The organism is Ruegeria sp. CL3 (genome assembly GCF_056536505.1).
The window spans coordinates 152426-165294 of sequence record NZ_JBQFPT010000002.1 but is presented as its reverse complement, the minus strand read 5'-3'; the positions used below and the strand labels follow the sequence as shown (position 1 = coordinate 165294).

Genomic DNA, 12869 nt, shown 5'->3' with positions numbered 1-12869 from the left:
CAGCCTTACTGCGCGGCAGCCGAGGTCAGTTTCTTCAACGCGCCGCGCATTTTCTCGATCACGGGCGAGTTTTCGACCTCGTCAAGTTCATCCATCGTCTCTTTCGGGTCTTCATAGGCCAACCAGACCTGCCCGTTCGCATCCTCATAGGCCTGCACTTTCAACGGCAGGAACAGGCCCGCACGCGGGTCGATCTGCATAGCAGGTGTCCCCAGCGCGGGGTTGCCGAAGATAAGCACCTGATTGGGCGGAATCGGCGTGCCGACCTTTTCGGCCCCGGCTGCGTGGTCGATGCGCGCAAAGACGGTCGCGCCTGCGTTGCCCACAGCCGCTTCGAGAGCGTCCAGTGCCTCGGGCACGGATTTTGCGGTTTCTACTTTGATGATATCGTCAGCCATTGCGGCAACTGCTCCTGCAAAAAGGAAGGTGGTAGTCAGAATAAGGTTTCGCATCTTATTGATCTCCTGCTGAATTTGGGGACAGTTTTCACAGGTTTGAGAGGGGTGACAATCACAAGTCTGGTATCGGCGGGGCTTTGCCGGTAAGGGTGCGGACAACAAAGGAAAGCGCATGCTGAAAACCCGTATCATTCCCTGTCTGGATGTCGCCGATGGCCGCGTGGTCAAAGGTGTGAATTTTGTGGGTCTGCGCGATGCAGGCGACCCGGTGGAATCGGCTAAGGCGTATGACGCCGCGGGCGCGGACGAGATCTGTTTTCTGGACATTCACGCCACGCATGAAAATCGCGGCACCATGTTCGACGTGGTTCAGCGCACGGCCGAGGAGTGCTTTGTTCCTCTGACCGTGGGTGGTGGCGTTCGTACCAAGGATGACGTGCGTGCCTTGCTTCTGGCGGGGGCGGACAAGGTCAGTTTCAATTCCGCCGCTGTCGCCAACCCGGATGTGATTGCCGAGGCGGCAGACCAGTTCGGCAGCCAGTGTATCGTTTGCGCGATCGACGCCAAAACCGTCAGCCCCGGCAAATGGGAGATTTTCACCCATGGCGGCCGCAAGCCCACTGGCATAGACGCGGTCGAGTTTGCGAAAACCGTGGTCGCCAAAGGTGCCGGAGAAATCCTGCTAACCTCGATGGATCGGGACGGTACCAAATCGGGTTTCAATCTGCCGCTGACCCGCGCAATCAGCGACGCGGTGGATGTGCCGGTCATCGCGTCGGGCGGTGTTGGCAATCTGGACCATCTGGTCGAAGGCGTCACCGAAGGTGGCGCAAGCGCCGTACTGGCCGCCTCGATCTTCCATTTTGGCGAATACACCATCCGCGAGGCCAAGGAACACATGGCCGCCGCAGGTATCCCGATGAGGCTGACATGAGTATCCTGCACGATCTGGCCTCCACAATCGAGGCGCGCAAAGGGGCGGACCCGGACAGCAGTTGGACGGCAAAGTTGCTGGCCAAGGGCCCAGAAAAATGCGCCGAGAAATTCGGCGAGGAGGCTGTTGAGGCCATCATCGAAGCCGTCAAGAACGACAAGGACGGGCTGACTGCCGAGGCCGCCGACGTGCTGTATCACCTGCTGGTCATGCTGGCCGCGCGCGACGTTGCGCTGGACGATGTGCTGGCGGAGCTGGCGCAGCGTCAGGGCATAAGCGGTATCGCCGAAAAGGCCGCACGCCCCAAAAGCTAAACGCAGTCTTCCGTCCGCGCCGAAGCGGTTCTATGATCATGTTTCACGGTCTATCGGGCGAGGGACATCACAATGATCAGAACTTTGGCCTGCGTTCTGGCCCTCGTGACTTTGGGCGCCTGTGCGGCCCCGCCACCATCCAACGGGGATGAAGTTCAGCGTCTTGCCTCGGAAATCCAAAGCCTCGGTCCCGATATCGACCCGGCTGAGGCCAACCGGGCCGCCCGCATTGCATATTCCTACACCGCGCGGCTGGTGCAGGAATACGAGATCACCGACCCTCCGTTGATCCACAATGCCAAGGTCAACAAGGGCTTGCGCCCGCGTGGATTATGCTGGCACTGGGCCGAAGATATCGAGCGGCGGTTGAAGCAAGAAAACTTCCAAACGCTGGACATGCATCGCGCCATCGCCAATGCCGACAATCCCCTGCGAATCGACCACAGCACAGCGATCATCAGCGCGCGGGGCGAGTCGCTCTATGATGGGGTCGTGCTGGACCCGTGGCGCTATGGCGGGGTTCTTTTCTGGTCCCCGCTGCAGGAAGACACAAGATATGACTGGGTCCCGCGCGAGGTTGTTCTGGAAAAACGCAGGCAAGAACAGGTGGCCCGCCTCAAACCCTATCAGGCGCAGTGACGCTATAGCTTGGATGAAATGATGCCAGTGCTGAAGCCACCCATGCGCAGCTCTCCGAACAGGCGCTGATATTCGATCTTGGGGCAGCGATTCATCACCACATCCACGCCGCGCACCTCAGCTTTGGCGGCAGCCTCTGCGTGTTCAACACCGATTTGCATCCAGATGGTGCGCAGGGATGGGAATACCTCCAGCGCCTCATCCACGATCGGAGGCACGGCCTCAGAGCGGCGGAAGATATCCACCATATCAACGTCTTCCTTGATATCTGACAGGGTGGCGCGCACGGTTTGACCGAAAAGTTGCTTTCCCGCATGGCCGGGATTGACCGGGATCACGGTAAAGCCTTTCAGCGACAGATAGCGGGCCACGTAGAAACTCGGCCGTACCTCGTTCATGGACACTCCGACCACGGCAACGGTCTTGGTGCGCTTCAGAATGGATCTCAGGAACTTATCAGAATATTCAGCCATACCGCTACCCTATGCGACGGCTGAAAAAGAAAAAAGCGCCCAAGAAACCTTGGGCGCCAGTTGTTGGAACGAGGGACAGTGAAATGACCCGCGGCAGTTCCGTTCCGCGGTCACTGTGACATTTAGGCATGTTTTGGTTAAAAAAAAGAGGGCGTGCGCATTTTTGTGATGACTTTTCACAAACGGCGGAAGGTTGCCTATTCTCGATACAGAATCTCAGGCCAGTTCCCTTCGGCCTGATGGATGTATTCCAACTGATCCTCACGCCATTTCCGCTCAATTTCAGGCGAAAACGTCAAGTAGAGGCGCCCATCCACAACCTGCCAGGCCCCCGGATCGGTTCCCTTGAGGATGCCCTGAGCCATCGCATAGGAACAATACCCCCCGAACTGAGGGGCAAAGGCCCGCGGATTCGACTCAAACATCGCGCGGTTTTCGAGGGACGCGAAATGCCATTCGGCTCCCTTCCACGTCACTGAAATCTCGGGACGGCCCTGCACGGGTATGTCACCCTGAAAATAGGACACGGGATCGTATCCCGCCATCGCAGCCCCCTCGGGCGCGAAATACACGGGCATGGGCTGCGCAACAGCGGCAGAAGCGATAAGAGTGGCGCTCAGCGCGCCAATGAGAGCGTGGCGGATTGGCATAGGTATAACGGAATCATGGACTCAGCGTCTCAATCTGCAACGTTTTGCGCTGCGAGACACCCCAGATGACGTGGTTGTGAACACCCCGAAAGCGCGAAGGTCAGTCAAAGATATCCTCGATCACATCCCAGGCCTCATCCATCACGCGCGAAAACAGGGTTTTCTTCTTTTTCTTGCGCTTGGATTTCGGCGGCGCGCTATGGCTTACTGCATGTTTCCTGGGTGCGCTTTCGGTCACCTTGCGCTTGGGCAGCATCTTGAGGTCATGCAACGGCGCGCCGCAGCTGGAACAGCTCAGCTCATGCCGCTGCTTTCCCTTCAGGACAAGCGCCGCTCGGGTCCCGCAATAGCAGCAGGTGGCGATTTTCGATGGGCCAGAAATGACGCGCTCCTATCCTGTGTACCGTGAGGCATATAGGGCAATCGCCGCCGCGTTTGAAACGTTCAAGGATCCAAAACCGCCGGCTGCGTCAATTTTCACCAACTTGTCCACGGTTTCCTTGGTCTTCTGTCGCAATCCGGGGCCTTCTGCACCCAGCACCAGCGCCACCGGACGATCACGGTGATCCCCTATGGCAGCCTCGATCGTATCTTCGGCCTCACCATCGAGACCCAGCACCAGAAAGCCCATGCCCTGCAACTCGACAATCGCGTCGGCCAGATTGCGGACCCGCAAATAGGGCTGACGCTCCAAAGCGCCGCTTGCGGTTTTGGCCAGCGCCCCAGTCTCAGGTGCGGAATGGTGCCGAGTCCCGATCACAGCGCTGGCGCCCAGTACCTCGGCCGAGCGCAGAATCGCCCCGACATTGTGCGGGTCTGTCACCCGATCCAGCAAAATCACACGTGGGTGTTCGCGCCCGATACAGTTTTCGGCCAATCCGCCCCATTCCAGCGGCTTGACCTCAAGGGCGGCACCCTGATGAACTGATCCCTGATCAATTGGAGCGTTGAACTTCCGTGGATCGACCATCTCGGCCTCGGTGCCCGCAAAATCAATGGCTTCTGCCAGCTTGTCACGGGCATTTCGGGTCACAATCAGGCGCAATTTCTGCCGTTTTGGGTTCATCAAAGCATCGCGCACGGCGTGCAGACCAAACAGCCAAACCGTTTCCGCAGCCGCTGCTTTACGCGCCTGTTCCTTTTCCACGACCCACTTGGGTTTCTTCATTTTATTGGCCTCCGGGCCGGGCGTTCGATTTCCTGCGTCAAAGCGGTATTTTCCTGTTGACGCTCCTTTGGTGCGCTAGTAATCACGCCTCCACGTCAGGTGCAACGCCTGACAGTGGGCGACAGGCCGCAAGGTGTGGCAGGGGACTGTAACTCCCTCGCGGAGACGCACGCCTGGTTCGATTCCAGGGTCGCCCACCACTTTCTCTAGCAGAAAATTTTGGCAAATCTATCAGTGCAGAAATCTATTAGTGTAGACTGAGAAGAACTTCGATATCGCGGCGGCTCAACCGACGCAGAAGTGCCCTGTCTTCTGCCAGAAGAGACTCACCGCCTTCGATCTGTTTCTCAAGAAACGCGGCGATTTCGCTTGTGGGCTGATAGTAGAGGTCGATCTGCTGTTTACTCAGATCTTCAACCAACTTCCGGAGGAGTTGTTTCTGCTTTTCCGAGTCAAGATCTTTGCGCTTGTCTTCCAGCATGGCCATTCGCTTCGTTTGTTCACACCCAAATTGTAGGACGGTGCGGGCGTTTGACAAAGGCGTACCGCGCGACTTTTAAGGAAGCCCGAACTAGATCGGTAAGCGTGTCTTCGAGCCAAAAAGAAGACGGGGCGCGCTGGAAACAAAGCGCGCCCCTATCTCAGGGAGGAGAAACCGATCTCGCGTTCGAAACACACCATGAACGCTAACTCGTTATAGGCATGACTATGGCGGTTTTCGGTTTTGGGTTCTGTAGTGTTGTTCACATAGCGCACAAAGTTTTCAGTTTATTCGAATGCGCCAAGCCTTGTTGTAACCAAGCGCGCTTGATCTTTGCTCCACAAGATAGATCGAAATCGACCATGAGCGTAGATTAGCATACTGTTTTTGCTTTAAAGTGGTGCCCCCACACGGACTCGAACCGCGGACCTACTGATTACAAATCAGTTGCTCTACCAGCTGAGCTATAGGGGCACTTTTTCAACTTGGTCCTTCAGTGCAAAGCCAGATCTTTTTGTTCAGATCAAGCCACGAAAGGCTAAGTTTCAAAAGTTAGGGCGCTACCTTGAACATTTTGGTCTATGTTCGTTGGGCAACGGCCAACTGGATGAGCAGGCGTATATGGCAAAATTTTTTGGCCCGCAACCCGCTAATTTACTCAGTTTGCAACGTTGTTCATACACTCCGATTTTAACTGGAGGCAGCCAATGGAACCGTTGGCATCCTTCCGTCGTAGCTTGATCGCATAGGCTCGAAAAATATAGGCGTTCGCCAAAAAACGGATGCTTGGCTCAAAGCGCCAACACGAGGTTCGCAATTGCCGCAACGAGGATAGCTGTGAAGGTCAGGACCATCCCGATCTGGCGCAGAATCACGATCTGCGGGCTGCGGCCAAAGCCGTAGGCGTGCGACAAGCGACCGCCCAGCAGGCAGAGGCCCAACAGGTTCAGCATCAGCGCTCCGGCACCCTGAAGCTCGACCATGGTGATCAGCAGAAGGGCAAAGGGCGTGTATTCGATGAAGTTGGAGTGCGTCCGGATCACCTTGAGCATGTCCGGCTTGCCACCATCGCCATAGGAGACCTTGTCACTGCGGCGCTGGCTGATGACCAGGAAGCTCAGAACAATGTAAAGGATCGCCAGCAACGAGGCGTAGATTGGGGTGATGGACAGCATCGTGTTCCTCCTGAGTAGAAAAAGGCCGCCCGGTTCCCCGAGCGGCCCTTGTGCTTTCGAAAACTAAACTGGTTATTCCAGTTCGACCAGCAGGTCCTTTGCGTCAATTTGGCCGCCGGGCTGTACATGGACGGTAGCGACCACCGCGTCGCGTTCGGCGTGGATGCCGGTTTCCATCTTCATCGCCTCGATTGTCAGCAGGAGATCGCCTTCCTTGACTTCTTGGCCAGCGGTGACCGCAACAGTAGCCACAACACCCGGCATCGGCGCGCCGATGTGGTTGATATTTCCGACTTCGGCCTTCGGGCGGGCCTGCGTGGTGGCTGTCACAAGACGGTTGGGCACTCGAATGACGCGGGGCTGGCCGTTGAGTTCGAAGAACACTTTGACCTCGCCTTTCTCGTCGGTCTCACCGATCGCCTGACAGCGGATTTCCAGCGTCTTGCCCGGATCGATCTCAGCCGTAATCTCTTCGCCCGGCTCCATGCCGTAGAAGAAGGTACGGGTCGGCAGGGTGCGCACCGGACCATAGGTGCGGTGACGACCCATGTAGTCAAGGAACACCTTCGGATACATCAGGTAGCCGTTCAGATCCTCGTCATCGACCTCTTTGCCATCCAGCTGCTTAGAGAGGTCGGCGCGGGTGGCCTCGAGATCGACGGCGGGTACGTTCTTGCCCGGACGCTCGGTATTGGGGGCCTCATCCTTGAGAACCTTTTGCAGGATCGCAGGCGGGAAGCCACCGGGAGGCTGGCCCAGATTGCCGCGCATCATGTCCACGACCGAGTCGGGGAAGGCCACATCGGTTGCAGGGCTTTCCACTTCCTCTCGTGTCAGGCCCTGGCTGACCATCATCAGCGCCATGTCACCGACAACCTTGGACGACGGCGTCACCTTCACGATATCACCGAACATCTGGTTCACGTCAGCATAGGTTTGCGCGACCTCGTGCCAGCGCTCTTCAAGCCCCAGAGAGCGCGCTTGAGCCTTGAGGTTGGTGAACTGGCCGCCGGGCATCTCGTGCAGATACACCTCGGAGGCCGGGGCCTGCAGGCTGGATTCAAAGGCCGCGTACTGGCCACGTACGGCCTCGAAGTAATCGCTGATCTCTCGGATCGACTTGATGTCGAGGCCAGTGTCCCGCTCGGTATGGCGCAGCGCTTCAACCACGGTGCCCAGCGTCGCCTGAGACGTGTTGCCTGAGAAGCTGTCCATCGCGCAATCCACCGCGTCGACGCCGGCCTCAGACGCCGCCAGAATGGTGGCACTGGCGATGCCTGCGGTGTCATGTGTGTGGAAGTGGATCGGCAGGCCGACCTCTTCCTTCAGCGCGCGGATCAGGATCTTGGCCGAGGCCGGTTTCAGAAGACCTGCCATGTCTTTCAAGCCCAGAATATGCGCCCCTGCATCGCGCAGCTCTTTGGCCATGCCGACATAGTATTTCAGATCGTATTTCGAGCGATCCGGGTCCAGAATATCGCCAGTATAGCAAACGGTGCCTTCGCAGATCTTGCCGCTTTCAACGACTGCATCCATCGCAACGCGCATGTTTTCAACCCAGTTGAGCGAGTCGAACACGCGGAACACGTCGATCCCTTGCGAGGCCTGGCGCACAAACTCCTGCACCACATTGTCAGGGTAGTTGGTATAGCCGACACCGTTTGCGCCGCGCAGCAGCATCTGGGTCATCAGGTTCGGCATCCCCTCGCGCAGGTCACGCAGGCGTTGCCACGGGCATTCCTGCAAGAAGCGATAGGCCACGTCGAATGTCGCGCCACCCCAGCATTCCACTGAGAACAGCTGCGGCAGGTTCGCGGCATAGCTGGGCGCGACCTTGATCATATCGATCGAGCGCATCCGTGTCGCCAGCAACGACTGGTGACCGTCCCGCATGGTGGTGTCGGTGATCAGTAGCTGACGCTGGGCCTTCATCCAGTCGGCCACGGCCTGCGGGCCCTTTTGCTCCAGCAGGTTGCGGGTCCCCATCTGGGGTTCGGCTTTCTGAGCTGGGGCTTTCGCCTCTTTCAGGTCGGCGCGCGGCTCAGGTCGATCCTTGGTTTCGGGGTGACCGTTGACGGTGATGTCCGCGATATAGGTCAGAACCTTGGTGCCCCGGTCACGGCGCTTTTTGAAGGCGAACAGGTCCGGTGTCTCGTCGATGAACTTGGTGGTGTATTCATTCGACAGGAAGGTTGGGTGCTTCAGCAGGTTTTCCACAAATGCGATGTTGGTAGAGACGCCGCGCACGCGGAATTCACGCAGGGCACGGTCCATCCGGGCGATCGCCTTTTCGGGCGTCGGCGCCCAAGCAGTGACCTTGGTCAGCAGCGAGTCGTAGTAGCGCGTGATCACGCCGCCCGCATAGGCGGTGCCGCCGTCCAGACGGATGCCCATGCCAGTTGCCGAGCGATAGGCGGTGATGCGGCCATAGTCCGGGATGAAGTTGTTCAGCGGGTCTTCGGTGGTCACACGGGTCTGCAGCGCGTGGCCGTTCAGGCGGATCTCATCTTGGTTGGTTTTGCCAGTGGCCTCGGCCAGTGTCTTGCCCTCGGCGATCAGTATCTGAGCCTGAACGATGTCGATGCCAGTGACCTCTTCGGTGACGGTGTGTTCCACTTGAACGCGAGGGTTCACTTCAATGAAGTAGAACTTGCCGGTATTCATATCCATCAGGAATTCGACGGTGCCAGCGCATTCATAGTTCACATGGGCGCAGATGCGGCGGCCCAGTTCGCAAATCTCGGCGCGTTGTTCTTCGGTCAGATAGGGGGCAGGGGCGCGTTCAACCACCTTCTGGTTCCGGCGTTGGACCGAGCAGTCACGCTCATAGAGGTGATAGATCTCACCGTGCTTATCGCCGAGGATCTGAACCTCGACGTGACGGGCGCGGGTGATCATCTTTTCCAGATAGCCTTCGCCATTGCCAAATGCGGCCTCGGCCTCGCGGCGGCCTTCCAGAACTTTCTCTTCCAGCTCATCCTCGGACAGGATTGGGCGCATGCCGCGCCCACCGCCACCCCAGCTGGCCTTCAGCATCAATGGGTAGCCGATCTCGGCCGCCTCTTTCTTGATCGCGGCCATATCATCACCCAGAACCTCTGTGGCAGGGATAACCGGCACGTCGGCGGCAATCGCCACCTTGCGGGCGCTAGCCTTGTCGCCCAGGGCACGCATGGTTTCGGCCTTGGGGCCGATGAAGGTGATGCCGTTTTGAACACAGGCATCCACGAAGTCCGGGTTCTCGGACAACAGGCCGTAGCCGGGATGGATCGCGTCCGCACCCGATTCCTTGGCAACGCGGATGATCTCGTCAATCGACAGATATGCCGCGACAGGGCCAAGACCTTCGCCAATGCGATAGGCTTCGTCCGCCTTGAAGCGGTGCAGGCCTAACTTGTCTTCTTCGGCAAAGACCGCAACGGTGCGTTTACCCATCTCGTTGGCTGCGCGCATCACGCGAATGGCAATCTCGCCGCGATTGGCGATCAGGATCTTCTTGAAATCGGTCATTTTGGGTCCCGGTCTTGGTGTTTCGGCCGTGTTCATAGGCGGAGAATACGCGCAGGTGTATCAGTGGTTCTGGGTATAACCGGCATGTTAACGCTCGCAAACGGCCATTGTTCGCGCGTTTCTTGTAGCGTTGCTGCGCCGCAGCATCAATCTTCGTGATGAATCGTCTTGATTTGGGTCAGGTCGGCAAGGCCCATCTGTCCCATATTTGCGAGCATATCCTGCCGTAAGAGATCAATCACATGAGCTGGTCCTTTGGAGCCAAGTGCTGCCAGCCCATACAAAAAGGCACGTCCAAGCATGACGAAATCGGCCCCTTTGGACAAAGCGCGAAGGATGTCCAACCCGCCTTCGATGCCGCTGTCGAAGATCAGTGGCAGGCTGGTGACCCTGCGAATCTCCGGTAGAACTTCAATGCTGGCGGGGGCACCGTCAAATTGACGCCCGCCGTGGTTCGAGACCCAAAGCGCATCCACCCCGGCTTGTTCAAGCATTTCGGCATCGTCGGGGCGCATGATTCCCTTTATCACGAAGGGCCCATCCCATTGATCACGCAACCGTTTGACGTACTCCATGTTCGGTGACGTCCGCAGCAAGTATCCGACATGGGCTGTTAGCGGCATCGATTTTGTGTTGTCGATGTACTTGTCCAACGTGCGCATTTTGGGCATGCCCTGTCGCAGCATCCCAAACGCCCAAGCGGGGCGCCGCGCGACTTGGGCCAGCAATCTCGGCGTCAGCCTTGGCGGATGGGTCAGCCCTGAGCGTGTCTGACGCTCTCTGCGGGACGCGACAGGAACATCTGCTGTCAGAACCAGGGTCTTAAATCCTGCCTTTCGGGCGCGGGCCAGAAAATCTGCCCGAATCTCTGGGTCCCTAGGCGGGTAAAGCTGGAACCATGCGTTTTGACCCAGATGAGGGGCCAGATCCTCCGGGGATTGGCTGGCCACCGTTGATAATGTGTAGGGCAGAGAGGCCTGCGCAGCCGCACGCGCCAAAATGCCTTCTGCGTCCGGCCAGATCAGACCCGACATGCCGATCGGCGCGATACCGAAGGGAAAAGGGCAGTCCTGCCCCAGAAAGCGCGTGCTGGTGTCGTATTCCAGTTCACCTTTTAGAATCGCGGGGCGTAGTCGCACCGAATCCAGCGCTTTTCGATTTCGACGCAGGGCTGTTTCAGACCCAGTCCCGCTGTCTACATACTCCCAAACAAAATGTGGCAGCCGCCGTTGGGCGCGGCGTTTCAGGTCGGCAATGCCGGGATAGGTGCTGTGCAGGTCCATGGCGCTTGATCCAACCTGCACTGCGATTCGGCAAGGGGATCACGCCGCATCAGGCTTTGGGTTGAGCGATTTTGGTCCCGGACGTTCAACCGCCGTGTCTGCATTCCCACTCGCAACGCGCACCTGATTTCGGCCGTTATCTTTGGCTGAATAGAGGGCATCATCAGCCGCGCGCATCAAGTCTTGCGGCATTGTCCTATGTGCAGGGTAATGCGCTACCCCGACCGAGATCGTGATCCGCGGCAGGGACTTGTCGCCATATCTGACCGACACGGCCTCGACCGCCTGGCGCAGGGTTTCTGCCCGCGTCACGGCATCATCCGGCGTGTTTTCGGGGAGAATCAACATGAATTCCTCGCCACCGATACGGCATGCGATCTCATCGCGGTCGCACCCCTGTTCCAAGGCGGCGCCAACGGCGCGCAGAACCATGTCACCCGCGTCATGCCCATGGGTGTCGTTGAATTTCTTGAAATGATCCACATCCACCGCGATCAGGCTGAGCGGCGCTCCGGTCTGCTGACTGCGGCTGATTCCCCGGCGGAGGCTCTCGGTCATGTGGCGACGGTTGAACAGGCCGGTCAGAGGGTCGCGCACGGATTGGTCATGTAGCTGATCGCGCATCCGCACATTGGCAATCGCCATGCTGATCTGTTCCGCACAGAGCTGTGCCAGTTTCTTGCTGGCGTGAAAGGCCTCACACTTCCCCTCGTGCGCGCGCAGGTGCAACAGACCGACCGTTTCGCCATGCGCGAGTATCGGAAAGCAGAAATAGGCCCGCCCGTCATGGGGCTCGGCATGCTCGCAGACAAAATCAATCTCGGAGGCACCGAATTCATAGGTCCGTCCACGGCGCAGGCCCCAACAACCCTCGGGGTGGATATGCGCCTTGTGGGTGCCGCCATTCCAGCTGGCGCATCCGTCCAGAACATCGCGCGAGTTGGAATAGACATAAACGCTGCCTTCAGCCTCGGGCAGAATATGCGTCATGAAACGTGAGACCATGTCGAACAGCTCATCCAGAGAGCGGCTGGATTGCAGCCATTCATTCAACTCGCCTAGCAGCCGCACTTCGCGCGCGAGGCGCAGTTGGTCGTCCATCAGCTCTCGTTCTTTCTGCGCACGCACGCGCAGCACGCCCAATTGCCGACGATTATTGCGATGCACGATCAGGATCACTGCCGTCAACGCCAGCAGGACCACCGCACTGATCGCAATCAGCGACATTTGAACCCGATCAATGAACAGGTTCCTCACATCCGTGATGTCGGAATAGAACTCAATCGCGCCGAGGAATTTACCGCTTTGAATCACAGGCGTATATATTTCGGCCACGTGGCGGGTGTTGCTGTCCAGATTCTCCAACTGGTCGGCGTTTAGCGAGTCCACCTCGGCGATGGGCTTTTCCTCATGCTTGTAGAACAGGTTGCCCATGGCCACCACGTCCTTGAAATACGGTTTGGTATTCACCGAGCCGACGTCGCCGTCCCGCGTGGACCAGAAAACCTCACCCGAGGAATCGAACAGTTTGAAGCGGTAGATATCTGAGGTTTCAGGCAGCAAGCTTAGAAAAGCCTCATCATGTTGGCTGAGGATATGCCGTTCGAAGCTGGTCTTGACGTCAAAAAGCTGGCTTTCCACTTTCCTTTCAAGGCGTACGGCGTGATGGCGCAGATCCGATTCCAGCATGCGGTCCACAAGCGGGGCGGGCAGTGTATATATCCCCCAACCGGCCAAAACTGTCAAAGCGACCAGCGTTGCCGTGCTGACAAAGATCTTTAGCTTGCCCATAAGGCGTGCTTTTGCCGTCTGTTCCAAACCCGCGTTCTCCCACAAAGTGCAGA

General features: G+C 58.1%; 13 protein-coding genes and 2 tRNA genes. 4 read left to right on the top strand and 11 right to left on the bottom strand.

All coding sequences use genetic code 11. From position 1 onward, the window contains the following. Positions 1-5: 5 nt before the first annotated feature. Entirely contained in the window at positions 6-452 is a 447-nt protein-coding gene (locus ACR0NO_RS03085) for a DUF302 domain-containing protein (RefSeq protein WP_425085551.1), read from the bottom strand. Between the two features lie 118 nt (positions 453-570). On the opposite strand from ACR0NO_RS03085, the gene hisF reads away from it, so the two are divergent. The 3 genes from hisF to ACR0NO_RS03070 all read left to right on the top strand — a co-directional run bounded on the left by hisF (position 571) and on the right by ACR0NO_RS03070 (position 2285). Further along, positions 571-1332 carry an imidazole glycerol phosphate synthase subunit HisF gene (gene hisF / locus ACR0NO_RS03080; RefSeq protein WP_480722942.1) on the top strand — a complete coding sequence of 254 codons (762 nt, stop codon included), beginning with the start codon at positions 571-573 and terminating at the stop codon, positions 1330-1332. Further along, on the top strand, positions 1329-1646 hold the full coding sequence (locus ACR0NO_RS03075) for a phosphoribosyl-ATP diphosphatase (protein WP_480722941.1): 318 nt from the start codon (positions 1329-1331) through the stop codon (positions 1644-1646). The genes hisF and ACR0NO_RS03075 overlap by 4 nt, the downstream gene beginning before the upstream one ends. Positions 1647-1718: 72 nt before the next feature. Then, positions 1719-2285 (top strand): hypothetical protein, encoded by a 567-nt coding sequence (locus ACR0NO_RS03070; RefSeq protein ID WP_480722940.1) that lies wholly within the window; start codon positions 1719-1721, stop codon positions 2283-2285. Between the two features lie 2 nt (positions 2286-2287). Here the strand turns inward: ACR0NO_RS03070 and ACR0NO_RS03065 are convergent, their stop codons facing one another. The 4 genes from ACR0NO_RS03065 to rlmB form a co-directional block, all read right to left on the bottom strand. Then, complete coding sequence (locus ACR0NO_RS03065; RefSeq protein ID WP_480722939.1) at positions 2288-2758, bottom strand: CoA-binding protein; 471 nt, start codon at positions 2756-2758, stop codon at positions 2288-2290. A 197-nt stretch (positions 2759-2955) separates the two neighbouring features. Further along, positions 2956-3336 (bottom strand): YHS domain-containing (seleno)protein, encoded by a 381-nt coding sequence (locus tag ACR0NO_RS03060; protein WP_480722938.1) that lies wholly within the window; start codon positions 3334-3336, stop codon positions 2956-2958. 172 nt (positions 3337-3508) lie between these two features. Further along, positions 3509-3790, bottom strand: a complete 282-nt coding sequence (locus ACR0NO_RS03055) for a hypothetical protein (RefSeq protein WP_480723110.1) — start codon at positions 3788-3790, stop codon at positions 3509-3511. 9 nt (positions 3791-3799) lie between these two features. Beyond that, positions 3800-4576: a 23S rRNA (guanosine(2251)-2'-O)-methyltransferase RlmB gene (gene rlmB, locus ACR0NO_RS03050; protein WP_480722937.1), complete on the bottom strand. Its 777-nt coding sequence runs from the start codon at positions 4574-4576 to the stop codon at positions 3800-3802. Positions 4577-4692: 116 nt separating this feature from the next. On the opposite strand from rlmB, the gene ACR0NO_RS03045 reads away from it, so the two are divergent. Next, positions 4693-4776 (top strand) — tRNA-Tyr (locus ACR0NO_RS03045). Positions 4777-4823: 47 nt separating this feature from the next. On the opposite strand, the gene ACR0NO_RS03040 is transcribed toward ACR0NO_RS03045, so the two are convergent. The 6 genes from ACR0NO_RS03040 to ACR0NO_RS03015 form a co-directional block, all read right to left on the bottom strand. Next, complete coding sequence (locus ACR0NO_RS03040) at positions 4824-4997, bottom strand: hypothetical protein (RefSeq protein WP_480722936.1); 174 nt, start codon at positions 4995-4997, stop codon at positions 4824-4826. Positions 4998-5455: 458 nt separating this feature from the next. Next, positions 5456-5531, bottom strand: a tRNA-Thr gene (locus tag ACR0NO_RS03035). Positions 5532-5848: 317 nt separating this feature from the next. Continuing rightward, a complete protein-coding gene (locus tag ACR0NO_RS03030) occupies positions 5849-6232 on the bottom strand; it encodes an MAPEG family protein (protein ID WP_170554180.1) in 384 nt (127 codons plus the stop codon). A gap of 72 nt (positions 6233-6304) precedes the next feature. Next, a complete protein-coding gene (locus ACR0NO_RS03025) occupies positions 6305-9742 on the bottom strand; it encodes a pyruvate carboxylase (protein ID WP_170678408.1) in 3438 nt (1145 codons plus the stop codon). Between the two features lie 146 nt (positions 9743-9888). Further along, on the bottom strand, positions 9889-11025 hold the full coding sequence (locus ACR0NO_RS03020; protein WP_480722935.1) for an alpha-hydroxy acid oxidase: 1137 nt from the start codon (positions 11023-11025) through the stop codon (positions 9889-9891). Between the two features lie 39 nt (positions 11026-11064). Next, positions 11065-12816 carry a sensor domain-containing diguanylate cyclase gene (locus ACR0NO_RS03015; protein ID WP_480722934.1) on the bottom strand — a complete coding sequence of 584 codons (1752 nt, stop codon included), beginning with the start codon at positions 12814-12816 and terminating at the stop codon, positions 11065-11067. Positions 12817-12869 lie beyond the last annotated feature (53 nt).

Excerpts from the sequence above, each read along its gene's own strand:
- ACR0NO_RS03030 (WP_170554180.1), bottom strand. The coding sequence starts at position 6,232 with ATGCTGTCCATCACCCCAATCTACGCCTCGTTGCTGGCGATCCTTTAC.
- ACR0NO_RS03020 (WP_480722935.1), bottom strand. The coding sequence starts at position 11,025 with ATGGACCTGCACAGCACCTATCCCGGCATTGCCGACCTGAAACGCCGC.
- rlmB (WP_480722937.1), bottom strand. The coding sequence starts at position 4,576 with ATGAAGAAACCCAAGTGGGTCGTGGAAAAGGAACAGGCGCGTAAAGCA.
- ACR0NO_RS03070 (WP_480722940.1), top strand. The coding sequence starts at position 1,719 with ATGATCAGAACTTTGGCCTGCGTTCTGGCCCTCGTGACTTTGGGCGCC.
- ACR0NO_RS03075 (WP_480722941.1), top strand. The coding sequence starts at position 1,329 with ATGAGTATCCTGCACGATCTGGCCTCCACAATCGAGGCGCGCAAAGGG.
- ACR0NO_RS03060 (WP_480722938.1), bottom strand. The coding sequence starts at position 3,336 with ATGCCCGTGTATTTCGCGCCCGAGGGGGCTGCGATGGCGGGATACGAT.
- hisF (WP_480722942.1), top strand. The coding sequence starts at position 571 with ATGCTGAAAACCCGTATCATTCCCTGTCTGGATGTCGCCGATGGCCGC.
- ACR0NO_RS03025 (WP_170678408.1), bottom strand. The coding sequence starts at position 9,742 with ATGACCGATTTCAAGAAGATCCTGATCGCCAATCGCGGCGAGATTGCC.
- ACR0NO_RS03065 (WP_480722939.1), bottom strand. The coding sequence starts at position 2,758 with ATGGCTGAATATTCTGATAAGTTCCTGAGATCCATTCTGAAGCGCACC.
- ACR0NO_RS03085 (WP_425085551.1), bottom strand. The coding sequence starts at position 452 with ATGCGAAACCTTATTCTGACTACCACCTTCCTTTTTGCAGGAGCAGTT.
- ACR0NO_RS03015 (WP_480722934.1), bottom strand. The coding sequence starts at position 12,816 with ATGGGCAAGCTAAAGATCTTTGTCAGCACGGCAACGCTGGTCGCTTTG.